The sequence below is a fragment of the Kitasatospora sp. NPDC048662 genome, assembly GCF_055587065.1.
On sequence record NZ_JBVJHA010000004.1, the window covers coordinates 340578 to 363762 of the forward strand.

The 23185-nt window shown below is 73.8% G+C and carries 23 protein-coding genes; 13 read left to right on the top strand and 10 right to left on the bottom strand.

The window, feature by feature from the left end:
* Nucleotides 1-15: 15 nt before the first annotated feature.
* The 6 genes from ACZ6R9_RS14835 to ACZ6R9_RS14860 form a co-directional block, all read right to left on the bottom strand.
* Nucleotides 16-900 carry a class I SAM-dependent methyltransferase gene (locus tag ACZ6R9_RS14835; RefSeq protein WP_465538437.1) on the bottom strand — a complete coding sequence of 295 codons (885 nt, stop codon included), beginning with the start codon at nucleotides 898-900 and terminating at the stop codon, nucleotides 16-18.
* On the bottom strand, nucleotides 897-2375 hold the full coding sequence (locus ACZ6R9_RS14840; RefSeq protein ID WP_465538438.1) for a 4-hydroxyphenylacetate 3-hydroxylase N-terminal domain-containing protein: 1479 nt from the start codon (nucleotides 2373-2375) through the stop codon (nucleotides 897-899). Before ACZ6R9_RS14840 ends, ACZ6R9_RS14835 begins: the two co-directional genes overlap by 4 nt.
* The gene (locus ACZ6R9_RS14845; RefSeq protein ID WP_380478031.1) at nucleotides 2372-2953 is read right to left on the bottom strand and encodes a flavin reductase family protein; all 582 of its coding nucleotides are present in this window, start codon (nucleotides 2951-2953) and stop codon (nucleotides 2372-2374) included. Before ACZ6R9_RS14845 ends, ACZ6R9_RS14840 begins: the two co-directional genes overlap by 4 nt.
* On the bottom strand, nucleotides 2950-4782 hold the full coding sequence (gene asnB, locus ACZ6R9_RS14850; RefSeq protein ID WP_380478030.1) for an asparagine synthase (glutamine-hydrolyzing): 1833 nt from the start codon (nucleotides 4780-4782) through the stop codon (nucleotides 2950-2952). The genes ACZ6R9_RS14845 and asnB overlap by 4 nt, the downstream gene beginning before the upstream one ends.
* Nucleotides 4782-5528: a hypothetical protein gene (locus tag ACZ6R9_RS14855; protein WP_380478029.1), complete on the bottom strand. Its 747-nt coding sequence runs from the start codon at nucleotides 5526-5528 to the stop codon at nucleotides 4782-4784. The genes asnB and ACZ6R9_RS14855 overlap by 1 nt, the downstream gene beginning before the upstream one ends.
* A gap of 121 nt (nucleotides 5529-5649) precedes the next feature.
* On the bottom strand, nucleotides 5650-6153 hold the full coding sequence (locus ACZ6R9_RS14860) for a helix-turn-helix domain-containing protein (protein WP_465538439.1): 504 nt from the start codon (nucleotides 6151-6153) through the stop codon (nucleotides 5650-5652).
* Between the two features lie 70 nt (nucleotides 6154-6223).
* Between ACZ6R9_RS14860 and def the strand changes: the two genes are divergently transcribed.
* Nucleotides 6224-6871, top strand: coding sequence for a peptide deformylase (gene def, locus ACZ6R9_RS14865; protein ID WP_465538440.1), 648 nt, complete (start codon nucleotides 6224-6226; stop codon nucleotides 6869-6871).
* 6 nt (nucleotides 6872-6877) lie between these two features.
* On the opposite strand, the gene ACZ6R9_RS14870 is transcribed toward def, so the two are convergent.
* Nucleotides 6878-7009, bottom strand: coding sequence for a hypothetical protein (locus ACZ6R9_RS14870; RefSeq protein ID WP_380478026.1), 132 nt, complete (start codon nucleotides 7007-7009; stop codon nucleotides 6878-6880).
* A 162-nt stretch (nucleotides 7010-7171) separates the two neighbouring features.
* On the opposite strand from ACZ6R9_RS14870, the gene ACZ6R9_RS14875 reads away from it, so the two are divergent.
* A complete protein-coding gene (locus ACZ6R9_RS14875; protein WP_465538441.1) occupies nucleotides 7172-7369 on the top strand; it encodes a UTRA domain-containing protein in 198 nt (65 codons plus the stop codon).
* 113 nt (nucleotides 7370-7482) lie between these two features.
* On the opposite strand, the gene ACZ6R9_RS14880 is transcribed toward ACZ6R9_RS14875, so the two are convergent.
* A complete protein-coding gene (locus tag ACZ6R9_RS14880; RefSeq protein WP_465538442.1) occupies nucleotides 7483-7953 on the bottom strand; it encodes a cupredoxin domain-containing protein in 471 nt (156 codons plus the stop codon).
* Between the two features lie 546 nt (nucleotides 7954-8499).
* Here ACZ6R9_RS14880 and ACZ6R9_RS14885 point away from each other — a divergent pair.
* The 3 genes from ACZ6R9_RS14885 to ACZ6R9_RS14895 all read left to right on the top strand — a co-directional run bounded on the left by ACZ6R9_RS14885 (nucleotide 8500) and on the right by ACZ6R9_RS14895 (nucleotide 12141).
* The gene (locus tag ACZ6R9_RS14885) at nucleotides 8500-9255 is read left to right on the top strand and encodes an ABC transporter ATP-binding protein (RefSeq protein WP_465538443.1); all 756 of its coding nucleotides are present in this window, start codon (nucleotides 8500-8502) and stop codon (nucleotides 9253-9255) included.
* Nucleotides 9249-11660, top strand: coding sequence for an FtsX-like permease family protein (locus tag ACZ6R9_RS14890; protein WP_465538444.1), 2412 nt, complete (start codon nucleotides 9249-9251; stop codon nucleotides 11658-11660). The genes ACZ6R9_RS14885 and ACZ6R9_RS14890 overlap by 7 nt, the downstream gene beginning before the upstream one ends.
* 154 nt (nucleotides 11661-11814) lie before the next feature.
* A complete protein-coding gene (locus ACZ6R9_RS14895) occupies nucleotides 11815-12141 on the top strand; it encodes a CU044_2847 family protein (protein ID WP_380478021.1) in 327 nt (108 codons plus the stop codon).
* Nucleotides 12142-12369: 228 nt separating this feature from the next.
* Here the strand turns inward: ACZ6R9_RS14895 and ACZ6R9_RS14900 are convergent, their stop codons facing one another.
* Nucleotides 12370-13215, bottom strand: coding sequence for a LuxR C-terminal-related transcriptional regulator (locus tag ACZ6R9_RS14900; protein ID WP_380478020.1), 846 nt, complete (start codon nucleotides 13213-13215; stop codon nucleotides 12370-12372).
* A gap of 575 nt (nucleotides 13216-13790) precedes the next feature.
* Here ACZ6R9_RS14900 and ACZ6R9_RS14905 point away from each other — a divergent pair.
* The 6 genes from ACZ6R9_RS14905 (at nucleotide 13791) to ACZ6R9_RS14930 (ending at nucleotide 21092) form a co-directional block, all read left to right on the top strand.
* A complete protein-coding gene (locus ACZ6R9_RS14905) occupies nucleotides 13791-14738 on the top strand; it encodes an ABC transporter permease (RefSeq protein WP_380478019.1) in 948 nt (315 codons plus the stop codon).
* 4 nt (nucleotides 14739-14742) lie between these two features.
* Nucleotides 14743-16467, top strand: coding sequence for an ATP-binding cassette domain-containing protein (locus tag ACZ6R9_RS14910; RefSeq protein WP_465538445.1), 1725 nt, complete (start codon nucleotides 14743-14745; stop codon nucleotides 16465-16467).
* The gene (locus ACZ6R9_RS14915) at nucleotides 16464-17306 is read left to right on the top strand and encodes an ABC transporter ATP-binding protein (protein WP_380478017.1); all 843 of its coding nucleotides are present in this window, start codon (nucleotides 16464-16466) and stop codon (nucleotides 17304-17306) included. Before ACZ6R9_RS14910 ends, ACZ6R9_RS14915 begins: the two co-directional genes overlap by 4 nt.
* On the top strand, nucleotides 17303-18907 hold the full coding sequence (locus tag ACZ6R9_RS14920; protein WP_380478016.1) for an ABC transporter substrate-binding protein: 1605 nt from the start codon (nucleotides 17303-17305) through the stop codon (nucleotides 18905-18907). Before ACZ6R9_RS14915 ends, ACZ6R9_RS14920 begins: the two co-directional genes overlap by 4 nt.
* A 35-nt stretch (nucleotides 18908-18942) precedes the next feature.
* The gene (locus ACZ6R9_RS14925; RefSeq protein WP_380478015.1) at nucleotides 18943-19956 is read left to right on the top strand and encodes an LLM class F420-dependent oxidoreductase; all 1014 of its coding nucleotides are present in this window, start codon (nucleotides 18943-18945) and stop codon (nucleotides 19954-19956) included.
* Between the two features lie 68 nt (nucleotides 19957-20024).
* Nucleotides 20025-21092 carry an LLM class flavin-dependent oxidoreductase gene (locus tag ACZ6R9_RS14930; protein ID WP_465538446.1) on the top strand — a complete coding sequence of 356 codons (1068 nt, stop codon included), beginning with the start codon at nucleotides 20025-20027 and terminating at the stop codon, nucleotides 21090-21092.
* A 264-nt stretch (nucleotides 21093-21356) separates the two neighbouring features.
* Here the strand turns inward: ACZ6R9_RS14930 and ACZ6R9_RS14935 are convergent, their stop codons facing one another.
* The gene (locus tag ACZ6R9_RS14935) at nucleotides 21357-21836 is read right to left on the bottom strand and encodes an ATP-binding protein (protein ID WP_380478013.1); all 480 of its coding nucleotides are present in this window, start codon (nucleotides 21834-21836) and stop codon (nucleotides 21357-21359) included.
* A 227-nt stretch (nucleotides 21837-22063) separates the two neighbouring features.
* Here ACZ6R9_RS14935 and ACZ6R9_RS14940 point away from each other — a divergent pair, with 227 nt between their 5' ends.
* Nucleotides 22064-22936, top strand: coding sequence for a helix-turn-helix domain-containing protein (locus ACZ6R9_RS14940; protein ID WP_380478012.1), 873 nt, complete (start codon nucleotides 22064-22066; stop codon nucleotides 22934-22936).
* 3 nt (nucleotides 22937-22939) lie between these two features.
* Nucleotides 22940-23170: a DUF397 domain-containing protein gene (locus ACZ6R9_RS14945; RefSeq protein WP_380478011.1), complete on the top strand. Its 231-nt coding sequence runs from the start codon at nucleotides 22940-22942 to the stop codon at nucleotides 23168-23170.
* Nucleotides 23171-23185: the final 15 nt, after the last annotated feature.

Here is a 23185-nt window from a genome sequence, read left to right on the forward strand (position 1 = left end):
GGTCGTCGCCTCAGCCTAGGTGCGTGGCGGGCGGCTTCCGGTTCCTGAAACAAACTCCTCATGTGCCGTCAACTCCCAGAGCCGGACCGGCATGTGGCTGACCTGACCGCGGGTGTCCTGGCGGCGCCACGCGGCGGCCCCGACGGCCCGGTAGAAGTCGGCGCGGCGTTCCGCGGGCAGCACCCGGGCGTAGTAGTCGCCGAAGGTCGCGGCGTGGAAGTGCTCGTACTGCGCGGCCGAGTCGACCGTCACGGTCGCGTCCCGTTCGGCGTGGCCGGCGAGGCGCAGGTGCGGGGCGAGGACGGCGATCAGGTCGTCGACGGTGCGGGTGCGGGTGGCGATCGGCAGGACGCCGTGCGCGGCGAGCAGCGCGGGGACGTCGGCGGCGGGGGTGCCGAGCGCGGTGAGTGCCTCGCGGACCAACTCGTCCTCGCCGCCCAGGCCGTGGGCGTCGCGGGCCGGGTGGTAGGTGGTGAGCAGGAAGCGTCCGCCGGGGGCGAGGTGGGCGGCGACCCAGGCGAAGATCCGGTCCTCGTCCGGGTACAGCCAGTGCAGCACCGAGGTCTGGGTGATCACCTGGGCGCGGTACGGGAGTTGCTCGGGTGCGGTGAGGTCGGCGGAGTGCAGGACGGCCCGGTCGCCGTACGGGGCGAGCCGGTCGGTGGCTTCGGCGATCCGGTGTGCGGAGCGTTCCAGGCCGACGGCGAGGCGCAGCGAGGGGAAGCGGTCCAGGGCGGTGGCGAGCAGCTGGCCGATGCCGCTGCCCAGGTCGATCAGCGTCTCGGGGGTGCCGGTGACGCGGTCCAACACCCAGTCGCGGTCCTGGACTTGGCGCAGGCGGCTGGCGTCGGCGTACCCGGCGAGGGTGCGGGCCTGGATCTCGACGGCGGACGGGCTCACGCGCGGGCCTCCTGAGCGTTGGCGGTGGGGTCGTCGAGCAGGGCGAGCAGGCGGGCCCTGGTCGCGGACTGGTCGTAGCGGTGGAAGACGGTGATGCGGTTGCGGGCGAGGTCGCCGCGGTGGACGTATTCGTACAGGTCCTGGCGCTGGCCGAAGCCGTCCCCGGTGAGCTCCCAGGCCAGCCTGAACAGGCGGGACTTGAGGGCGACGTCGATGTCACGTCCGCGCATGTACCGGTCCAGGTGCGGGCGCAGTCGCGGGTTGGCGAGGTCGCCGGGGGAGGGCTGCATGAGCAGGCCGGAGGCGCCGATCTTCCGGACGATCTCGACGGCGTGGCCCGCGACTTCGGCGGACCAGACCCGGGAGGCGAAGGTGTCGCCGGGGGCGAACAGGCCGGCGTCGGTGAGGGCGCCGCGGTTCTCGGCCGCGTCGAGGAAGTACTCGGTGAGCTCGGCGTACCCGGCGAGTCGGCCCAAGTCCTCCTGGATGTTGCGGAATTGGCTGACGCCGATCGACTCGGCGAGCAGCGTGGCGGTGGCCAGCAGGGTGCGCAGGCGCTCCCGGTAGCGGATGTGGCCGACGTACGCGCTCCAGGCGTTGATCCGGGCCAGGCCGCGGCGGGCGAGGTCGGCATCGCGGAGCAGGAACACCCGGTCCCACGGCACCAGGACGTCGTCGAAGAACAGCATCGCGTCCTGCTCGTCGTAGCGGGCGCCGAGCGGGTGTCCGTGCCCCCACGGGGCGGTGCCGAGCGGTTCGCGGGCCAGGGTGATCAGGCCGGGGGTGTTCAGCGGCAGGGCGAACCACACCACGAACTGCTCGGCCCGGCCCTGGGCGAAGGACGCCGACAGGTACACCAGCACCTCGTGCGCCAGCGGAGCGAGCGTGGTGAGCTGCTTGGCGCCGCGCACCACGATGCCCTGCTCGTTCTCCGACAGGACGCGCAGCGCCAGGTCGGGATCGTCCAGCGGGTTCGCCGACCGGTCGATCTGCGGGTCGCCCAGCGCGTGCGAGAGCACCAGGTCGTTCTGCGCGCAATGCCGGTACCAGGCTTCGGCGTTGGCCCCGAACCGGGGGTCGGCGGTGGCCAGTTGGTGGCGGAAGTCGTGCACGCCGACGGCGATCGAGGCCATGAAGGCGGGGGAGCGGCCCTGTTGGCCGAGCGCCTCGGCGTGCCAGAACTCGGCGCTGCGGCGCTGGACGCGCAACTCCTCCAGGCTGGTGGGCGGTTGGTAGGCGCGGGCCAGCCGCCGGCCGGTCTCCGGGTCCTTGAAGGTGAGCAACTCGCGGTGCTCGGGCCGGTGCTGGAGGTCGAGCAGGCGGGCGAGTTCCTCGGCGGCGGGCCGGAACGCCGGGTGGACGGCGGGGTTGGCGACGCGCCGGCCGTCCAGGTACAGCTCGCGGCCGTCGTCGAGTTCGGCCAGGTAGCGGGCGCCGGTGAGCAGGCCTCGCGGCTCCGGGGGCGGCAGGGTCATGCGTCAACTCCTTGCGCGGGGCGGTTGGTTGGGGTGATCTCGGGGCCGAGTTGCCGGTAGCGGGCGGCGTGGTGCAGCAGCGGGCGGCCGGTGCCCTCGCCGGCCGTGAGAGCGTCGCCGACCGTGAGGGTCTCGCCGGCCGTGAGGGCCTCGCCGACCAGCAACAGGTGGTCGCCGACCGGGAGTTCGGCGTACAGCCGGGCGTCGAACCAGGCCGGCGCGCCGACCGGTACGGGCCCGCCGGTCGGGTCGGCGAGGGTGGCCAGGTCGGTGAAGCGGCCGATCGCCCGGCCCGCGCCCGGGGTGGCGAACCGGCTTGCCAGCGCCGCCTGTTGCTCGCCCAGGACGGCGACGGCGAAGCGTCCCGCCGCGCGTACCGCGGCCGTCAGCGGGCTGTGCGGGGAGACGGCGACGCCGATCAATGGCGGGTCGAGCGAGAGGGTGCTGAAGGAGGAGACGGTCTTCGCGTACTCGACGCCCGCCCAGCGGACGGTGAGCACGGCGACGCCGGTCGGCCAGTGCCGGGCGGCCGAACGGAACGCGGTCTCGGTGAGCGCCGCACGGGCGGGCGCGCTCACCGCAGGCCGACCCGGTAGGCGCGCAGCCACTCGTCGACCTGCACCAGGTGGTCCAGGCCGCCGACCGGGTTCGGCGCGGTGCGGGGGCCGGGCAGCGGCCGGCCCTCGGCGAGGTGGCGGCGCACCAACTCCCGGTCCACCAGGTCGAACACCGGCGCGGCCGGGTCGGCCAGCAGCTCGTGGGCGCGGGCGGTCAGCACCTCGGTGTAGCGCACCGCCGGGGTGGACGGGTAACCGGATTTGGGACGGTCCGCCACCTGCGGCGGCAGCAGGTCGCGCACCGCGTCCCGCAGCAGCCCCTTCGGGCGGCCACCGGGGGACTTCAACTCCCATGGCACGTTCCACAGATACTCCACCAGCCGGTGGTCGCAGAACGGCACCCGCACCTCCAGCCCGACCGACATCGACACCCGGTCCACCCGGTCCAGCAGCGGCGGCAGCCAGCGGGTCAGCGCCAGGTGGAAGGTCTCCCGCACCTTCGCCGCCGCCGGGTCCTCGCCGTCCAGTCGGGGCACCGAGGCGAGAGCGCCGCGGTACGCGGCCTCGGTGTACTCGGCCGGCCGGACCTCGGCGCGCACCTCCGGGCGCAGCAGCGCGGCCGGGGTGGCGCGGCCGTGCAGCCAGGGGAAGGTGCCGGAGGCGAGTGCCGGGGCGTCGTGGAAGTACGGGTAGCCGCCGAAGACTTCGTCCGCCGCCTCGCCGGACAGTGCGACCGTGGAGCGGCGGCGCACCTCGCGGAACAGCAGGTGCAGCGAGGCGTCCATCTCGCCCCAGCCGGGCCGGTCGCGGGCCCGCAGCACGGCGGCGCGGGCGTCCAGCAGGTCGTCGTCGGGGATCAGCACGCTGGTGTGCACAGTGCCGATGTGCGCGGCGGCGGCCTGCACGAACGGGGCGTCCTGGCCGGTGCGCCAGGCGTCGGGGGCGCGGTCGGCGCTGCCGGGGAAGTCCACCGAGAAGCTGGTGATCTTCTCCTGGCCGTTCCGTTCCCGGGCGGCCGCCGCCAGGGCGGTGATCGCCGAGGAGTCGACGCCGCCGGACAGCAGCGTGCACAGCGGGACGTCGCTGACCAACTGCCGCTCCACCGCGTCCGCGAGCAGCGCCCGCACGGTGGCCCGGGTGGTCCGCTCGTCGTCCAGGTGCGGGGCCGACTCCAGTTGCCAGTACGGGAGTTCGCTGATCGCCCGACGGGTGGCCAGCACCAGGTGCCCGGGCCGGACCTCCCGCAGGCCGCGGAACAGGCCGTGCCCGGCGGTCGGCGCGGCCGGGAGGGCGAACAGCTCCGCGATGCCGGAGGCGTCCAACTCGGCGGGCAGCAAAGGGTTTGCGAGCACGGCCTTCGGCTCGGAGCCGAACAGTACGCCGCCGCCCGCGAGTTGGTGCCAGTAGAGCGGCTTGATGCCCAAGTGGTCGCGCACCAGCAGGAGTTCCTCGCGCAGGGCGTCCCACAGCGCGTACCCGAAGATCCCGTTGAACCGGGCCGGCGCCCGGTGCCCCCACTGGAGGTGCGCGCGGAGCACCACCTCGGTGTCCGAGCGGGTCCGGAACACGTGCCCGTGCGACTCCAACTCGGCCCGCAGCTCACGGTGGTTGTACAGCTCGCCGTTGTACGCCAGCACCGCCCGGACCGGCTCGCCGTCGGTGAACGGCTGCAGCCCGCCCGCCAGGTCGATCACCGCCAGCCGGGTGTGGCCCAGCGCCGCGTGCCGCGACAGCCACACCCCGTCGGCGTCCGGCCCCCGGCAGTCCAGCGTCCGCGTCATCCGGCGGACCGTCTCCGCGTGCGGCCGCAGATCCTCCGCCCAGTCCAGCCAGCCCGTCACTCCGCACATCAGGATGCCCCCGTCGTCCCGTCGGTTGCTGTGTCGACGCTCGCCTCCCAGTGGCAGCCGTGGCCGGCCGGCCCCGAGAGCAGGCGGTGCGCCGGGCGGAAGCCCTTGGCGCGGATGTTCGCGGACAGCGCGTGCGTGCAGTACGTGCACGGCGAGGCGAGCGTGAGCGTCACCCCGCTGCGACGGGCCTGCTCGCGGTAGTCCCAGATCGCGCAGTGCGTGATGGTCAGCGCCGCGCGCTGCGGGCCCGGCGGCCGCGCGTCGTCGAACTCGTAGTCGGAGCCGTACAGTTCGGCCTGCCGGGCGATCCGGTGGATCGGATCCGCCGCACCCCGGCCGTGGTCCGGCTCGACGGCGCGGTGCACCTCCGCGTTGGACGCCGCCCACGCCGCGAGCACCCGCTCGCCGTAGTGCCGCACCAGGAACCGCTCCATCAGCGCCTGCCCGCGGAAGAACAACCGCTGCCACTGCGCGGACGGCGCGGCCCCGTCCGGCAGATCGGCGAAGATCTCGCCCTGCAAGGCGAACCACTCCGCGAGCTGCGGCTGATCGCCGAGACTCACCAGGTACCTGGTCAGCCCCGCCTCGGCCTCGTGCAGGCGCCGCCGCCAGAGCGCGGAGCGCTCGCCGTCCGTCATCGACCGGTACGGCGAGCGCCAACTCTCCGCTGCCTCTTGTTGTTCCTTGTCCACCGGCAGGAGTGCGACCCCGTCCGGCCCCGTCCTGCGCTCGGGTACGACGCCCATCGGTGCTCTCCCTCCGACCCGCACGGCTGCGTCCTGCCCGCCACGCTAGGCAGCACCCACCGGGCCCCAGAAGCCCCGAACGGATCCCCCCGGGGCGACCTTCGTCGCCTCCGTGGTGCCCTCAGCCGGGCAGCAGCGGAACGATCCGGGCGGCTGCGGCGTACGGCCGGGCGTTGCGCGGACGGTGCTCCCGGTCGGCGTACCTGCTGAGCAACTTCCGGACCGCTCGGTCGAGTTCTTCGGCCTCCGCGGGCGTCAGGTGCAGCACCGCCGTGAACGGTTCGGCGGCCTCGGCAGTCTCGGCGGCCTCGGGGGTCTGGGCGGTTTCGGTGGTCGCGTGGACGGGGTGCGGCGCGGGCGTGGCGTCGGTCTCCCAGCGCAGGCGCCACGGACGGGCGCGGCCGCCCTGCGGGACTTCCTCGACCAGGCCGTAGCGGGCCAACTGCCGCAGGTGGAACGAGCACAGCCCCGAGCTGAGGCCGAGCCGCGCGGCGGCCTCGGTCGAGGTCACGGTGCCGGCCTCGGCCAGCAGATCGAGCAGGGCGATCCGGACGGGGTGGTCGGGCAGCGGCCGCCGGACGCCCGGCGGCAGGGGGCTGGGGCTCTCGCGAATCTCATCGGTCACTTTGCAAAGCGTGCTACTTTGCAGAGCAGATGACAAGCCGTCAGTCCGACAGTCGATTTGAGGTACCCCCATGGCCGATGCCCCACAGGACCGCCGGGTCCGCGTCCAGGGCGAACCCGTCGACGCCTACCCGGCGCTCGCCCCCGAGACCGTGCGCGGCGCGGTCCGCCGCATCACCGTGGTCGGCGAGCCCGTCCTGCACCGCCGCTGCCGCCCCGTCACCGAGTTCGGCACCCCCGAACTCGCCCGCCTCGTCGACGACATGTTCGCCACCAACCACATCGCCGAGGGCGCCGGCCTGGCCGCCAATCAGATCGACGTCGACCTCCAGCTCTTCATCTGGGACATCACCGACGACTGGGGCGTGCGCCACGTCGGCCACCTCGCCAACCCCGTCCTGGAGGAGACCCCCGCCTTCCACCGCCGCCTGCTCGAAGAACCCGAAGGCTGCCTCTCCGTCCCCGGCCCCCACCGCGAACTCGCCCGCCCCGACCATGCCGTTGCCCACGGCTTCGACCTCCACGGCCGCCCCCTCACCATCGAGGGCCACGGCTACTTCGCCCGCTGCCTCCAGCACGAGACCGACCACCTCCACGGCCGCCTCTACCTCGACCGCCTCCCGGCCCGCGCCCGCAAGTCCGCCCTCCGCGAGATGGCCGACCGCCAGGCGGACGTCTTCGCCCGCCGCGCCGCGAACGCGTCCCGCCTCGGAAAATAGCCCTGCTCAGTCGTCACCGATGACGCCGTCGCGGACCTCGCGCCAGCGCAGGGAGTCCCGGATGCCGGAGCCGTCCCGGGTGGGCCAGCCGGTGCCGGTGATGGGGAACGTCCCACCTGCGGCCTGAACGTCGATCACCTTGCCCAGCGCGTGGGTGGGACGGCGGACCTGCAACCCGCTGCGGAGCCCGGGGTCCGCCCCGATCGGGTGGAAGTCACGAGGACCGGCGTGCCACGGTCTGTGGGGCAGAGGTGTTCGGTGAAGGAGAGATGACGGTCCGGGACGGCTCTGGCCGCCGTAGTGGCCGGCACCGATCTCCGCCTCCCCAGGGGCACGCCGGTGCTTCGCATTCTGCGGACCGCCGCCGCCCCCGACGGGACCGTGGTGGAGGTCAATGACACCCGCATGTCGGCCGATGCGTACGAGATCGGATACCCGGTCACCCGCCACCCCACTGCGGCGCACCAGGGCGAGGACGGGGTGGCCACCGGCAGGTGAGACGCGGTGGACCGGCTCGGTCGTCACCGCCCGAGTGTTCCGTGCGCCGGTAGGCCGTCGGGCCCTGCGTTCTGGCGGTGGCCGGGAGACGGCCGCTCGGCGCCAGGGCTGGGTCAGTAGCCGTTGCCGGTCGGTGTGGTGGCGGTGGCCGGTGGCTGCGAGCCTGTCCCGCCCCCGCCGACCTGGATGTGGGCGTCCATGCCGAGGGCCTTGTGGCCGTCGATCGGGCACCAGAGTTCGTAACTGCCCTGCTGGAGTGTGACGGTGAACTGCGCGTCGCCGCCCGGGGGGATGGTCGAGGTCTGCGTGGTGGAGACGCCGGGGCCCGAGATGGCCAGCGCGTGGTCCGTCGTTCCGGCGTTGTGGGCGACGAACGTGTGGCTGCCGGGCGTGAGTTGCGTCTGGGAGAAGGTGAGGGAGTACTCCTTCTCGGTCACCGTGACGGTCGCCGACGGCCCACCGCCCGTGGGGCTGCCCGCTGCGGCAGGAGGCTTGCCACTGCTGCCGCATCCGGTGGCGGCGGTCAGCAGGGCGGCTGCGAGCAGGGCGGGGGTGAGAAGCCTGGAGCGGCGTACGGGGGTCATGGTCATCGCCTCCTTTTGGGGACGAGACTGGGTCACCCGGTCGGACAACCGGCCGCGACACTCCCGCCCCACGGGGCCGGCCACCCGATCAGCGGCCACGTCGGCGACGATCCGGCCCCGGGCGGTGCCGCGGTCGATGACGTGATCGCGGACGAGGGAGGGTCGTCCTCGCCCACCGGACCGCCCTGCGGGACAACGGCCACGGCCTGTCGGCGGTGGCAGTCCTGATGTGCCGGCGCGGTCCTGAACACCTGCCCCCCGGTTCGGAGTTCGACCGCGGGGACAGCGTTCGGGGACACCGCCGCCAGCCGCCCGACTCCCGCACCGCCGCCGACCGCGATGCGCCCGCGAACTGGCCGTCACGGGACTGCTGTTGGCGGACAGTGCGGTCGCCTCCTGTGGCGCTGTGCTGTGTGACGGGCGGGAGCCGGTCGTGGCGCCGACCCTGGTGGCCGTCAGGGGTGGTTCAGGGGCGGGATCAGGGGGCTTCCCGGAGGTGCCGGGGAGGGGCGGGGGCCTAGCGTCCGGTCGGTGAACAGTGATGGTGTGACGCGGGAGCAAGTGGTGCGGCTGGCCGGGGTGCGGCGGGCGTACCGGCGGGGCGAGGGGGTGGTGCGGGCGCTGGACGGGGTGGACGCCGGGTTCGCGGCGGGGAGTTTCACGGCGGTGATGGGGCCGTCGGGGTCGGGGAAGTCGACGCTGTTGCTCTGTGCGGCGGGGCTGGAGCCGGTCGATGCTGGGGAGGTGCTGCTGGACGGTTCGCCCGTGCACCGGATGTCGGAGCGGGCGCTGACCGAACTGCGCCGGGAGCAACTGGGGTTCGTGTTCCAGTCGTTCAACCTGGTCCCGGTACTGACTGTCCGTCAGAATGTCGAGCTGCCACTGCGGTTGGCCGGGCGGCCGATCGATCCGGTGGAGATCGACCGGCGGTTGGCCGAGGTCGGTCTGGGGGAGCGTGGCAACCACCGGCCCGCCGAGCTGTCGGGTGGGCAGCAGCAACGGGTGGCGATCGCACGGGCGTTGGCCGCCGGGCCGAAGGTGATCTTCGCGGACGAGCCGACCGGCGCCCTGGACTCGCGCGCGGCGCGGGCGGTGCTGGCGCTGCTGCGCGAGGTGGTGGAGCGACACGGCCGGACGGTGGTCATGGTGACGCACGACCCGGTGGCGGCCTCGTACGCCCAGCGGGTGCTGTTCCTCGCGGACGGGCGGGTGGTCGGCGAGCTGCACGAGCCGACGGCGGAGGCGGTCGCGTTGCGGATGGCCGCGCTGGAGCCGGGCGAGGCGGGGGAGCAGGCGTGTTGAGGCTGGCGGCGGCCACGCTGAAGGGCCGCTGGACGAGCTTCCTCGGCGCGTTCGTCGCGCTCGCGCTCGGCACCACGATGATCGGCACTATGGCGCTGGTCCTGACCGCGACCTTCGGCACCCCGCACCCCGGCCCGCAGCGCTTCCGGGAGGCGGGCACGGTCGTCGCCCCGGCAGGCTTCGGGGGACGGCCGATGAAGGCCCCGGCGGTGCTGGACGCCGGCCTGGTACGGCAGTTGACCGAAGCCGGCGCCACCGCCGACCGCAGCTTCCCGGTCCGGATCGACGGCGACGCCACCGGCCACCCGTGGTCCTCGGCCGCGTTCGCCGGCTACCGGCTGCGCGCCGGACGTCCGCCGCTGGCACCCGAGGAGACCGTGCTGAGCGGCGCGGGGGCGGAGCTGATCGGGCGGCAGGTGGAGACGGGGGCCGGACGCTACCGGGTGGTCGGCGTCACCGAGGGGCGCTGGTTCGAGCGGGCCGCGTTCTTCACCGACGCCGAGGCGCAGCGCCTGTCGCCCGGAGTCAACGCCCTGGTGAGCAACCTGACGGACACTCGGCTGCGCGAGCTGGTCGGTGACCGGGCCGTCGTGCTGGCCGGTCGGGACCGGACCCGGCTCGACCCCGACGACACCGGCGGCGCGCAGGCGCTGGCCAATGCGCAGGCGATGGCGGGGAGTACCACCGGACTGGCCGTCTGCGTGGCCGTGTTCGTGGTCGTCGCGACCTTCGCGTTCGCCACCGAGCAGCGCCGCCGCGAACTCGCCCTGCTGCGCCTGGTCGGGGCCGCGCCCCGGCAGGTGCGGCGGTTGGTGCTCGGTGAGGCCGCGCTGATCGGTACGGCCGCCGCGCTGCTCGGCTGCGCGCTCGCGCCGCTCGCCGTGGGTCCGCTGCGCGGCTGGATGCTGCGGCACGACGTCGCCCCGTCCTGGTTCACCGTGCCCGTGCACCCGCTGCCGTTGCTGGTGGCGTTCGTGCTGGGGGTGGCCGCCGCACTGGCGGGTTCGGCGGCGACGCTGGTGCGGGTGTCGGTGATCCGCCCGGCCGAGGCGCTGCGGGAGAGCGCGGTGGAGCGGCGCGGCCGGGTGCCGGTGCGGCTGCTGCTGGGTGGTGCGCTGCTGGTCGGCGCGGTCGTCACGGGTGCCGTCCTCGCCCGGACCGAGCCGTACCTGGCGGCCAGTGCCCGCAAGTACCAGGCCGTCCCGGTGCTGTACGTCGGCGCGTTCGCGCTGCTCGCGCCGGTGGTGGTGCCGCCGCTGGTGCGGATGCTGACCTGGCCGCTGCGGCGCTCCGCGAAGGCCGGCCCGATGCTGGTGCGGGAGAACCTGCTGACCGAACGGCGGCGCACGGCCGCGACGGTGGCGCCGGTGGTGGTCGCGGTCGGGCTGGTCGGCACGCTGCTGACGGTGCAGCAGAGTGCGGACGCCGCCGTGCTGGCCCGGCAGCGCCAGCAGGTGCGGGCGGCGGACGTGGTGCTGGCGCCACCCGGGGCGACGGGTCTGGCCGAGCGCCTGGCCGCCGTTCCCGGCCTCCGGGTCACGCCCGTGACCTCGCTGAACGTCAAGATCGGTACGCCGCAGGGCGAGCAGCTCGACTCGCTGCGGGTACAGGCGGTGCCGGCGGCGGCGTTCGGCCGGACGTTCACGCCGCCGGTGCGGGAGGGGTCGACGGCCGCGCTGCCCGCCGACTTCCTGGTGATCGACGAACACGCGGCCGAGGCCGACGGCATCGCCGTGGGCGACCACCTGGTGGCCCTGCTGCCGACGGGTGCCCGTGTTCCGGTGGTGGTCGCGGCGGTGGTGGCGCGCGGGCTCGGCGGCGACGAGGCATACCTGTCGGCGTCGCTGATCGGGGCCGCAGCGCCCACCATGCTGTACCTCGACGGGCCGGACGGTCGGTTGGACGCCGGGCAACTCGCCTCGGTCCGGGACGTGTTGGCCGGTACCGGTGCGCAACTGACCACCCGACAGGAGCAGTTGGCGGCCGCGCACGCCCGGGCCGCCCAACAGACCGACAACGCGGCCGTGGTGATCCTCGGCGTCGCACTGGCCTACGCGCTGATCTCGGTCGCCGGGACCGTCGCCATGGCCATGGCCGGACGCCGCCGCGAGTTCGCGCTGCTGGGGCTCGCGGGCGCGGTGCGCCGTCAGATCGTCGCCGTGACGGCCGCCGAAACCGCGATCGCCGTCCTGGCCGGAGTCGTGCTGGCCGCGGCCGCCACGGCCCTCACCGCGCTGACCCAACACGTGGCACTGGCCCGCCTGTTGACCTCCCCGCACACCGCTGTCGCCTGGCCCGAGCTGCTGGCCGCCGCCGCCCTGTGCGCGGCCGTCACCCTGGCCGCCGCGGCCGCCACGACCGCCCGGGCCACCCGCCGCGCGGTGGCGGGAACGAGAGGGGAGTGACGGACACCCGCCGGTCGCTCCTTGATCCAACTCCCGGACGTGCCAAAGGAGTTCCGGTGCAAAGAGTCGGCGTCCCGGCCGTGCGCGTCCTACCATGACGGAGACCGGCGGCCCGCGCGGGGCCCGGCCGGCGATCCACCAGGGGAGGAATCGGGTGTACCTCAGCGTGCCCTTCGAGAGCGGCAAGGAGATCCTGGTCGAACTGCCCGAAGGCCAGGGGACGGGCGTCCTGCGGGCGAGCCGCGGCGACGCGCTGGTCGAGTCCTCGACCGAGACCTTCGAATCGGGGCTCGGCCGGGTCCGGCACGTCGCCGAAGCCCTGCTGGAACGGCTGGCGGACCTGCCCCGCAGCCCCGAACGCATCCGGGCCGAGTTCGGGATCCGCCTGACGGCCGAGGCCGGGCTCGTCGTCGCCAAGGGAACCGGTGACGCCCACTTCGTCCTGGAGCTGGAGTGGAGTCGCCCCGACGCTCAGGAGTGACCGGCACCGGACCGGCTACCCGCCGACCGTGGAGTCGCCGGCCCGCGAGTGGCCGCAGCTGCGGTCGCGACTGCTCGCCGGGAGCCGGTTTCGCGAGCTGCGGCCGTTCACCGAGCACGACGGCGCGGTGTTCCACGGGCGGCCGGGAGCCACCGGCTGCTCGAACTCCCGACCGGGCAGCACCTTCCGGTGGTCGGGGCGTCCGGGCCGGAAAGTCCTCGCGGGCGCTCAGCCCGTCAGGCCGTGCCGGACGGCGTAGAGCGCCGCGCGGAGGCGGTCGGACTGGCCGGTTTTCCGCATGGCATGGGTGAGGTGTTTCTTGACGGTGGCCTCGGCCAGGGTGAGGCGGCGGGCGATCTCGGCGTTGCTGAGGCCGAGGGCGAGCTGGGTGAGGACCTGGCGTTCGCGGTCGGTCAGGCCGGCCTGATCGAGGGGACGTTCGGCCGGGGCGGGGTGCGGGCGCAGCGGAGTGGGGGCGGGGAGGAAGAGGGTCGCGCCCGCGGCGGCGAGCTGGACGGCGTCGATGATGCGCTCGGGCGGCAGGTCGAGCGGGAAGCAGCCGCTGCCGCCCGCCATCAGGATGCGGCTGGCCTCGGTGGTGGTCGCGGCGCGCCGCAGCAGCAGGACCCGCGCGTCGGGCGCGCCCTCGGGCCGGCGCAGTGCGGCGACGGCGGCGAGGTCGGCGTCCAGACCGGTGCCCCGCCCGGTTCCCCGGCCGAGCAGGACGAGATCGGGGCGGGCCCGGTGGACGGCGGCCACCGCGTGCGCCGCGTCGGTCGCGGTGCCGACCACCGCGAGGCCCGGATCGGGTGCGAGGACGCTGCGCAGCCCGGCGCTGACCACCGGGTGGCGTTCGACCAGGAAGATCCGGGTCGCGTCCGGCCGGTGGGTGCCGCCGGACGGGCACAGCGGGTGGCCGCAGGCGCAGGCGGGGGCGGTGTCGGTCAGCAGTTGATGGCCCGCCAGCAGGTCGAGCGGGTTGTCGATCTCGGTGTGCAGGGCGTCCAGGGTCCGGGTGCCACGCCGGGTGGGCGGGCGCAGGGCGCGGGTGGAGCCACGGGTCAGCGCGGGCACCGCACCTCCCGGCGGGAGGGCGTGACGGGGTGCGAGTGCATGGCGGATCGGTCCCCTCGAAGGCGGCGGGCCGGGGCACAGGGCCCGGCACGGGAGGTGGGGATCGGCGGCGGCCGGACGGCGGCACGCGGATCCCGGCGGAGGACGGACGGCCGCCGGGGCCTGGTCAGGCCCGGGGGCGGCGCACCGTGCCGGGGCGACACGTCTCGTCGAAGCACCTGCGGTGCCACGAGCCGCCGATCCCCCAGAGGGTGAAGTCGGTCCGCCGATATGCCATACCGGAAATCGTATGTAGGCCGTCGAGGGGCGGTCAAGGACGGTCCGCAGCCCCGGAGTCGGCCCCAGCGCGATACCCCGTCCCGCTGCTCCTATGACCACCGGTACCAGCATGAACGCCTGGCTGGCTGCCCACGCGCACTGTTCGCAACCCTCGTGGACAACCCGACGGGCCGCGCCGCGAGCACCGAGCGCACCCAGGGCCGTCTGAAGACCGGCCCTGGTGCCCCCGCCCCGTCGCCGAACCGGAGGACCTGCCCGCCGATGTCCGACAGCGCCCGTCTCGACCCGAGCACCCCGTGACCCGTTTCCTGCTGCGCCGCCTGCTGCTCGCGGTACCCACCCTGCTGGGGGTGAGCGCCGTCGTGTTCGCCACCGTCGCACTCGTCCCCGGCGACCCCGTCACCGCCTTCCTCGGCCCCGGCGCACCCGCCGAGGCCCGGCACGCCCTGGCGGAACGGATCGGCCTCGACCGGCCGCTGCCCGTCCGCTACCTGGACTGGCTCGGCCACACCCTCACCGGCGACCTCGGCACCTCGACGTCCACCCAACGCCCGGTCACCGCACTGCTGTTGCCCGCCATCGGCCAGACCCTCACGCTCACCGCCGCCGCGTTCGCCCTCGTCCTGGCCGGCGGCGTCCTGCTCGGCACCCTCGGCGCGCTGCGCCCGCGCGGCCGGTGGGGACGCCTGTGCGGCGCGGCCTCCACCCTCGCCGTCTCCGCCCCCCAGTACTCGGTGGCGCTGCTGTTGATCGCGGTGTTCGCCGTCCACTGGCAACTGCTCCCGGCCGGCGGCACCCACGACGCGTTCGGTTCCGGCGGCGGGCCCGGCGACCTGCTGCGCCACCTGCTGCTGCCCGCGACCGCCGCCGCCCTCGTCCCGCTCGGCCTCACCGCGCGCGTCCACCGCGCCGCACTGTCCGCCGTCCTGGACGGCGAGCTCGCCGACGGCCTGCGCGCCCGCGGCCTGGGCCGGGCCGCGGTGCTGCGCCACTGCGCGCACAACGCCTCGCCCGCGCTGCTCACCATCGGCGGCCTGCAACTGGCCTACCTGCTGGAGGGCGTGGTCTTCGTGGAGACCCTGTTCGCCTGGCCCGGCCTCGGCCGCCTGCTCTACGACGCGCTCACCGCCCGCGACCTGCCGCTGATCCAGGGCGGGGTGCTGATCGTCGGCGCCTCCTTCGTCGGCATCAACCTGCTGGTGGACGCCGCGCACGCCGCGATCGATCCCAGAGTGCGGGGCTGAGGACATGACGACAAAACGACTTCCCGTCATCGCGCTGGTCGCAGGTGTGTTGCTGCCCGTCCTGCTGGCCGTCGCCGCGCCGCTGCTCGCGCCCGCCGACCCCACTGCCGGGCAGCTCGCCGAGCGGCTGCTCGACCCCGGCAGCGCGGGGCACCTGCTCGGCACGGACAGCCAAGGTCGGGACCTGCTCAGCCGGTTGCTGTGGGCGGCCCGGCCCTCGCTGACGGCCGGACTGCTGCCTGTCGCGGTGGCGGGCCTGGCGGGTTCGCTGCTCGGCATCGCCGCCGGGCTGGGCGGACGCGCCACCGAACAGGCGCTGCTGCGCACCCTCGACGTGCTGTACGCCTTCCCCGGCGTGCTGCTCGCCATCGCCGTCGCGTCCCTGCTCACGCCGGGCCTCGGTGCGACGGTGCTGGCGCTGTCCGTGGTGCTCACACCTGCGGTCGCGCGGGTCGCGTTCACCGAGACGCGGCGGATTCGGGGCGCGGAGTACCTGGAGGCCGCGAGAGTCAGCGGCGCGACCTGGCCCGCGCTGGTCCTGCGCCAAGTCCTGCCGGTGGTCGCCCCCGTGGTGCTCGTCTACGCCACCTCGCTGGTCGGCCTCGCCATCGTCTACGCCGCCGGTCTCTCCTTCCTCGGCCTCGGCGTCGCCCCGCCCACGCCCGAATGGGGCGCGATGCTCGATGAACTCCGCCCCGCGATCTTCACCCACCCCTGGCTCGCCGCCATCCCCGCGCTGGTGATCCTCGCGGTCTCGGTGCTCTTCAACACCCTCGGCGAGACGCTCAGGGCGCGCGCCGGAGAGGATGCGAAACCGGGGGCGCGAGCCCGTGGGCGAGGTCGCCATCACCTGCAACTGACTGTCCCGCGTCGCGATCTGGCTGGTGGACGCGTTCCTCTTCGCGCAGTTCCCCGCGCCCCTGGTGGTGCTCTCCCTGGTCGTGCTCTCCCTGGTGGTGCTCTCCCTGGTCGTGCACCGACCGGCGTGCTGACGATCGAGGAGCTGACGGTCGAGTACCCCGGTGGGGTGCGGGCCGTGGACGGCGTGAGCCTGGAGGTACCGGCGGGGCAGGCGCTGGTGCTGCTCGGGGAGTCCGGCAGCGGGAAGACCACGGTGGCGCGGACCATTCTCGGCCTGCCCGGGCGCGGCGCCGTCGTGCATGGGTCGGTGCGGCTCGGCGGGGCCGAGCTTCTCGGGCTGCCCGAACGGGAGTGGTCGGGTGTCCGGGGCCGGCGGATCGGCTACGTCCCGCAGGACCCGTCCGCGATCCTCGACCCGCTGCGCCGGATCGGCTCGCAGCTCGCGGAGGTGCTGCGCCGGCACGGCCTGGCCGACGACCGGAACGCCGCCCGCGCCGCGGCTCTCCCGGTGCTTGCCGCCGCCGGGCTGCCGGACCCGGAGCGGGCCGCCGCCGCGTACCCGCACGAACTCTCCGGCGGGCTGCGGCAGCGTGCCGCGATCGCCCTCGCGGTGGCGTGCGGGCCCGAGTTGCTGATCGCGGACGAGCCGACCACCGCCCTGGACGCCCTGGTCCGGGCCCGCATCCTCGACCTGTTCACCACCCTGCGCACCCAGCAGGGCCTCGCCCTGCTGCTGGTCACCCACGATCTCTCCGCCGCCGCCCGAATCGGCGGCACCGTCGCCGTCCTTCAGCACGGCCGCCTGACCACCACCGGACCCGCCGAGACCCTCCTCGTCCCGGCCGAAACGAGGGGAGCGCGCCGATGACCGTGGCGTCGAGCACCCGGGCGCCCCTGCTGAGGCTCGACGCCGTGTCGAAGAGCTGGGCGGGCCGGCCCGCCGTCAGTGGGGTGAGCCTGGAGGTGCGGGCCGGGGAGACCGTCGCGCTGGTGGGGGAGTCGGGGTCGGGGAAATCGACGCTGGCGCGGCTCGCGCTGGGGCTGCTGCGGCCGGACGGCGGGACGGTGGCGTTCGAGGGGCGGGACCCGTCCCGCCTGCGGGCGCGGGCGGACCGGGCGGTGCGGGGCAGGTTGCAGTTCGTGCCGCAGCATCCGCGCGGATCGCTCAACCCGGCGTTGCGGGCCGGCGAGGCGGTCGGGTTCGCCTTGCGGGCGCACGGCGTGCCGAGGCGTCAACGGGCCGATCGGGTCGCGGAGTTGTTCCGGCAGGTGGGTCTCGCGCCCGAGCTGGCCCGGCGGTTCCCGCGCGAGCTGTCCGGCGGCCAGCTTCAACGCGTCGCGGTGGCAAGGGCGTTGGCGACCGGACCGGCCCTGGTGGTGTGTGACGAGCCGACCTCCGCGCTCGACCCGGCCACCCAGCGGCGGCTGCTGGAGCTGCTGACCGAACTGCGCGAACGCACCGGCACCGCCTACCTGTTCGTCTCGCACGACCTGTCGGCCGTCGCCCGCTTCGCTCACCGCACCCTGGTGCTGCGCGCCGGCCGCGTGGTCGAGCAGGGCCCCACCGACACCCTCTGGAGCGATCCCCAACACCCCTACACCCAGGCCCTGTTGGCCGCCGCCGGCCCGCACGTCGCGCTGGCCGGCCCGCACCCCGCGAACGCGCCGCACACCCGTACCACCGAACCGAGCGAAGGACCGTCATGAGCACGTACATCCGCACCCGTTCCAGAGCCGCCGCGCTGGCGGCCGCCACCGTCCTGCTGGCGACGGCCGGGTGTGCCGGCCCGGACGCCGGGGCGGGGGGCGGCGCGGGTGGCGGCACGCTGGTGATCGGGGCGACCGGGAAGCTGCCGAACCTGGACACCGTGATCGGCGGCGCCGGGTTCGAGGGCAAACGCCTGCTGAGCTTCCAGATCTACGAAGGGCTCACCCGCTACGAGCTGCTGAAGGACACCGACCGGCCGCCCCAGGTGACGGGCGCGCTCGCCGAGTCCTGGCAGGTCGCGCCGGACGGGCTGACCTGGACGTTCACCCTCCGCAAGGGCGTCACGTTCCAGGACGGCACACCGTTCGACGCCGACGCGGTGCTGTTCAACCTGCACCGCTACCTGGACAAGTCCAGCCCGGAGTACACCGATGCGCTCGGCGCGGCCGCCAAGGAGTACGCGGGCGACATCGCCTCCTACCGCAAGACCGACGACGCCCACATCGAACTGGTCACCACCGCCCCCAACGGGCACTTCCCCGAAGACCTCGCGCACGTACTGATCGCCAGCCCCACCGCCGTCCGCCGCAGCGGCAGCGCCGACTTCTCCCAACACCCGGTCGGCACCGGCCCGTTCGGCTTCGTCTCGCAGACCGAGGGCCAGCAGGTCGAGCTCGCCGCCAACCGGGCGTACTGGCGCGGCGCCCCGAAGCTCGACCGGCTGATCGTCAAGGCGCTGCCCGACGCGGCGGCCCGAACCGCCGCGCTGCGCTCGGGCGGTGTCAACTGGATCGAGTACCCCAACCCCGACGACCTGGACAGCCTGAAGGCCGCCGGCGCGCAGATCCTCACCAACAGCTACGACCACCTCTGGTACTGGATCCTCGACACCACCAAGGGGCCGTGGGCGGACGTGCGGGTCCGGCAGGCAGCCAACTACGCCATCGACCGGCAGGCCGTCGCGGACAAGCTGCTGCACGGCACCGCCGACCCGGCCTACCAGGCCGCACCCCGGGCCACCGCCGCCTACGACCCGGCCGGCGACCGCTACGCCCACGACCCGTCCAAGGCGCGGCAGTTGCTGGCCGAAGCGGGCTACCCGAATGGTTTCAGCACCTCCGTGACGGTGCCCACCGGCGGCTCCGGCAACCTGCTGCCGGTGCCGATCACCGAGGCACTGCAACGCGACCTCGCCGCCGTCGGCATCAAGGTGGAGATCCGCACCACCGACTGGACCACACTGATCGGCGCCGAGGCCAAGGGCCAGGTCGCGCTCGGCTCCGACGCCATCGCCCAGTCCACCACACTGTTCCAGTCCGAGGCGCTGCTGCCGCTGTTCCTCGGCTCCAACAGCCCGTTCTGGACCGGGCATTACACCAGCCCGAAGGTTGACGGCCTGCTCGCGGGCGCCGCCGCCAACCCCGACCGAGCCGCCCGCCAGAACGACTACCGCAGCGCGCTGCGGCAGGTCACCGAGGACGCGCCGTGGCTGTTCGTGGTCAACGACCGCAACCCGCGCGCCCTCGCCCCCACCGTCCACGGCCTCGTACAGCCGCAGTCCTGGTTCCTCGACCTCACCACCGTCCGAGTCGGTAACTGACGGACCATCAACTGGCTCATGAGAAAGGCATGTTCGTGACGAACCCTCTTCCGCAGCACCAGGCGGCGCCCGCCTGGGGCATCACCCTGCCGCTGCCCGGGCTCACCATCGACCGTCACCGCTTCCTGGTCGAACGGCTGCCGGAACTCGGCTACGGCGACGTGTGGAGCGCGGAGGGCGGCGGCACCGACGCGTTCACCCCGCTCGCCGCCACCGCCGCCTGGTCGCCGCACCTGCGGATCGCCACCGGCATCGTCCCCGTCCACACCCGCGGGCCCGCCGTGCTCGCCCAGACTGCCGCCACCCTCGCCCAACTCGCGCCCGGGCGCGTCCTGTTGGGCATCGGGGCGTCCGTGCCCGCGCACGTCACCGACATCAACGGCATCCCGTTCGACGAGCCCTTCAAGCGCACCCGGGACGTGCTGCGCTTCCTCACCGCCGCGCTGCGCGGAGAGCACGTCGCGGGCGAGTTCGACACCTTCTCGATCACCGGCTACCGCCTGCCCCACCCGCCCGCCGAGCCGGTCAAGGTCATCCTCGGCGCGCTGCGGCCCGGCATGCTGCGACTCGGCTTCACCGAAGGCGACGGCGCGATCACCAACCTGCTCGGTGCCCACGACCTGCCGAAGGTGCTCGACGCCGTCGGGCCGCAGCCGCCCGGCAAGGAACTCGTCGTCAAGGTGTTCGTCTGTCCCACCGAGGACACCGCGTACGCGCACCGCGCCAGCCGGCCGTTCCTCGCCTGGATCCTCAACCGCGAGCCCTACCGCAAGTTCCACCAGTGGCTCGGCAACGGCGAGTTGCTCGCCGAGACGCACAAACGCTGGGCCGACGGCGACCACGAGGGCGCGCAGCGCGCCCTGCCCGACGAGATCGTCGACACCCTGTTCGTCAGCGGCTCGCCCGAGGAGTGCCGCGAGCAGATCCTGCGCTACCAGCAACCCGGCGTCACCGCCATCCAGTTGTACGTCTCGCTGCCGCCCGAGGTGTTCGCCGGCCGCACCCGGCTGCTCGACACCCTCGCCCGGCTCGGGCCCGCCGCGAGGTGAGCTCGAACTGTCCAGGGGCGGGCCTTGGTTCGAAGGCCAGCCCGCCACCCTCACCAGGAGACCACCCGATGGAACTCGAACTGCGCGGAGGCGTCCGCGCCGCCCCCGTCCTCGGCGACACCCCCGCCGAACGGCAGGCCCTGCGCTGGGCACCCGATCCGCGCGAACGCACCGCCGACCCCGCCCACATCAGCCGCACCGCACGGGAACTGGAGGAGGACGGCCTCGACAGCGCACTCGTCGTCCAGTCCTCCTCCTGGCCCGACCCGTGGCTGGTGGCCGGCTGGGCACTCGCCGCCACCACCCGCCTGCGGATCGCCGCCGCACACCGCATCGGCACCAACTCGCCCACGGTGGACGCCCGTTCACTCGCCACCCTGGACCGGCTCTCCGGCGGCCGGATCAGCGCCCACGTGATCACCGGCTCCAGCGACGCGGAGGTCGCCCGGGACGGCGACACCCTCCCCAAAGCCGAACGGTACCGGCGCGCCGAGGAGTACCTCTCGGTCTTCACCCGCTACCTCGCCACCGAGACCGACCTCGACCACCACGGCGAGTACTACACCCTGCGCGCCGCCAGACCCGGCCTGCGGCCCGCCCCCGGCAGCGAGCTGATCTCCTTCGGCGGCTCCTCGCCCCAGGGCGTCGAACTCGCGGCGAAGTACGCGCAGGTGTACGCCGTCCCCCCGTTACCGCTTCCCGACACCCGGCTGCGGATCGCCGAAGCCCGCGCCGCCGCCGCCCGCCACGGCCGCACCCTGCGCATCTGGCGGCAGGTCACCGTCGTGCTCGCCGACACCGACACCGCCGCGCAGCAGCACCTGCGCCGCCTGCGCCGCGACGCGATTCGGCTGGCCGCCGGGCCCGATGCCGCCCGGCACCTGGACGCCGTCGCCCTCGACCGCGACCGCGGCACCGCCGGTCCGGACCAGGTCGCCTCCTACATCCGCCGCAAGCTCACCAGCGCGTACACCGGCTCCCCCGCGACCGTCGCCGCCCGCATCCACCTCCTCCGCGCCGCGGGCGTGGACATCGTCCAACTCGACCTCCCCACCGAGACGGCGCGCGACCGCGCCCTGCGCCGCGAGCTGGTCACCCACCTGCGCAACCCGCTGCGGGGGCGGCGGGCCTGGTGAGAGGCGGCCTGCGGCCGGCGGGGCGGGTCTCGGGGGAGGTGGGCCTGCGGCCGGCGGGGCCGGTTTTGGGGAGGGGCGGTGGCCTACGGCCGGTGATGGGGGTGAGGAGCTACCCCGGGGTGCAGCAGTACCAGGGGTGGCCCGTCACCCCCGCTGTCGCTCGCCCATACGGCGCCGTCGCCGAGCTGGATCAGTCCGTCCCATGTCATGGAGATCATTGTGCGGAGCAAGTCGGCGGCCCTGCACCGGAATTCCCGGGAGGCGTCATGCGGCGGCGGAGCGGGCGCGCGGCAGGGTGCAGGTGATCTGCTTGCCGAGCGGGGTGGGGGTGACCGTCCAGCCCGGGGCGAGTGCGTCGAGGATCCACAGGCCGCGGCCGGTGCCGGTGCGCGGGTTGTCCGGCGGCTCGGCGGACCGGCTCGGCAGGACGGCCGGTTCGGGGTCGTGGACCTGGACGACGATCTCGTGACCGGCGTCGGCCAGGCGTACGATCACCGGCGCGTGCGGGCCGCACAGCCGTACCGCGTTGCCGACGAGTTCGCTCGCCACCAGGCGGGCGGCCTCGGCGACTTCCTCGGCGGCTCCGGCCGAGGTGACCGTTTTGAACACCCGGGCCCGCATCTCGACCAGGTGTTCGGCGCTGGCGTTCATGTGCAGGACGAACCCGTCGGGGCGCGGCGAGAGGTAGAAGCCGCGGGTGGCGGAGTCGGGTTCGGGCGGTGCTGGGGCGCGGTCTTCGCGCATGGCGGGCTCCCGTGCGGCTGAGCAAGCCGCCGACCGCGAGGGCGAGTTGACGCCCCGTCGGCCGACGCAAGGAAGGCAGCGGCGTTGTGCCACGAGGCGCGACCGGGTGGTCACGCCGTGCTACCGGAAGTCAGCATGCCCGCCGGGCTGCCAGGTGGGCAATATGCCCAGCGGGTTTTCCCTCGATCGGTTGCTGTCCGCTTGAGGCGCGGTGGAGACTGGCGCGCATGGCGAAGAGGAACCCCGCCCCCAAGTCCGTGTACCGACGTCAGCTCGCGTCCAGACTCAAGGAGTTGAGAGACGACCGGGAGTTGACGCTCACTCAGGTCGCCGAGGTGGTGGAGGTCAACCAGAGCTCACTGAGCCGGATCGAGAACGGCGACCGGGGAACAACTCCGGTACTGGTGAAGGCTTTGCTGGACTGCTACCAGGTCATTGACCCGGGCGAGCGGGAGGACATCCTCGACCTGGTCCGCGCCGATCAGGCCCAGCGCCAGCAGTGGTGGAAGAAGTACTCGGCGGTCATCAACACCACCCAGTACGGCGGTTACCTGGCGCTGGAGTCCAGCGCCACCAGCCTGCGGTCGTACGAACCGCAGCTCATGCCCGGCCTGTTGCAGACCGCGGACTACGCGCGCCGGGTCATCACCGAGATGCGGGTGGATCTGACGGCCAAACAGATCGACGCATTGGTGACGGTGCGGATGGAACGGCAGGAGAAGCTGCTGGGCCGCGCGGACGCCCCGAAACTCTGGGCGGTGATCGACGAAGCAGCAATACGAAGGATCGGTAGCAACCGTACTGTTCTGAAAGGGCAGTTGGAACATCTGTTGGACGTCTCGCCCCGCCCGGGCATCGCACTTCAGCTGCTGCCGTTCGTGGCCGGATTTCATCCAGGACTCTACGGATCGTTCATGCTCATGGGCTTCCCGGATTCGAATCCGGACGTGGTGTGGGTGGAGAATCTGACCAACTCGGTGTACTTCGAGGGATCCGAGGATGTGGAGCGCTACACCGAGGTCTTCGACCACCTGCGGGCCCGTGCCCTCGGCCCACCCGAGACCCGCAGCCAGATCACCAAGATTCTCAAGGAGCTGTGAGAGTTGAGCACCACCAAGCCCGTCCCCGCCGAGCTGGACTTCTCGGATGTCGTCTGGGAGAAGTCCCCGTTCAGCGGGGGCAACGACAACTGCGTGGAGTTCGGCGTGGTCGGCGCGTTCATCGCGGTCCGTGACTCCAAGCGGCCGCAGCAGACGCCTCTCGTCTACACCCGTGACGAGATCCGGGCCATGGTCCAGGGCGTGAAGGCCGGCGCCTTCGACCACCTGGTCTGACGGCAGTAGGCCCAC

Coding starts and splice junctions, on each gene's coding strand:
- ACZ6R9_RS14920 (WP_380478016.1), top strand. CDS start 17,303: ATGAGCACGTACATCCGCACCCGTTCCAGAGCCGCCGCGCTGGCGGCC.
- ACZ6R9_RS14915 (WP_380478017.1), top strand. CDS start 16,464: ATGACCGTGGCGTCGAGCACCCGGGCGCCCCTGCTGAGGCTCGACGCC.
- ACZ6R9_RS14930 (WP_465538446.1), top strand. CDS start 20,025: ATGGAACTCGAACTGCGCGGAGGCGTCCGCGCCGCCCCCGTCCTCGGC.
- ACZ6R9_RS14940 (WP_380478012.1), top strand. CDS start 22,064: ATGGCGAAGAGGAACCCCGCCCCCAAGTCCGTGTACCGACGTCAGCTC.
- ACZ6R9_RS14880 (WP_465538442.1), bottom strand. CDS start 7,953: ATGACCCCCGTACGCCGCTCCAGGCTTCTCACCCCCGCCCTGCTCGCA.
- asnB (WP_380478030.1), bottom strand. CDS start 4,782: ATGTGCGGAGTGACGGGCTGGCTGGACTGGGCGGAGGATCTGCGGCCG.
- ACZ6R9_RS14840 (WP_465538438.1), bottom strand. CDS start 2,375: ATGACCCTGCCGCCCCCGGAGCCGCGAGGCCTGCTCACCGGCGCCCGC.
- def (WP_465538440.1), top strand. CDS start 6,224: ATGGCCGATGCCCCACAGGACCGCCGGGTCCGCGTCCAGGGCGAACCC.
- ACZ6R9_RS14935 (WP_380478013.1), bottom strand. CDS start 21,836: ATGCGCGAAGACCGCGCCCCAGCACCGCCCGAACCCGACTCCGCCACC.
- ACZ6R9_RS14910 (WP_465538445.1), top strand. CDS start 14,743: ATGACGACAAAACGACTTCCCGTCATCGCGCTGGTCGCAGGTGTGTTG.
- ACZ6R9_RS14855 (WP_380478029.1), bottom strand. CDS start 5,528: ATGGGCGTCGTACCCGAGCGCAGGACGGGGCCGGACGGGGTCGCACTC.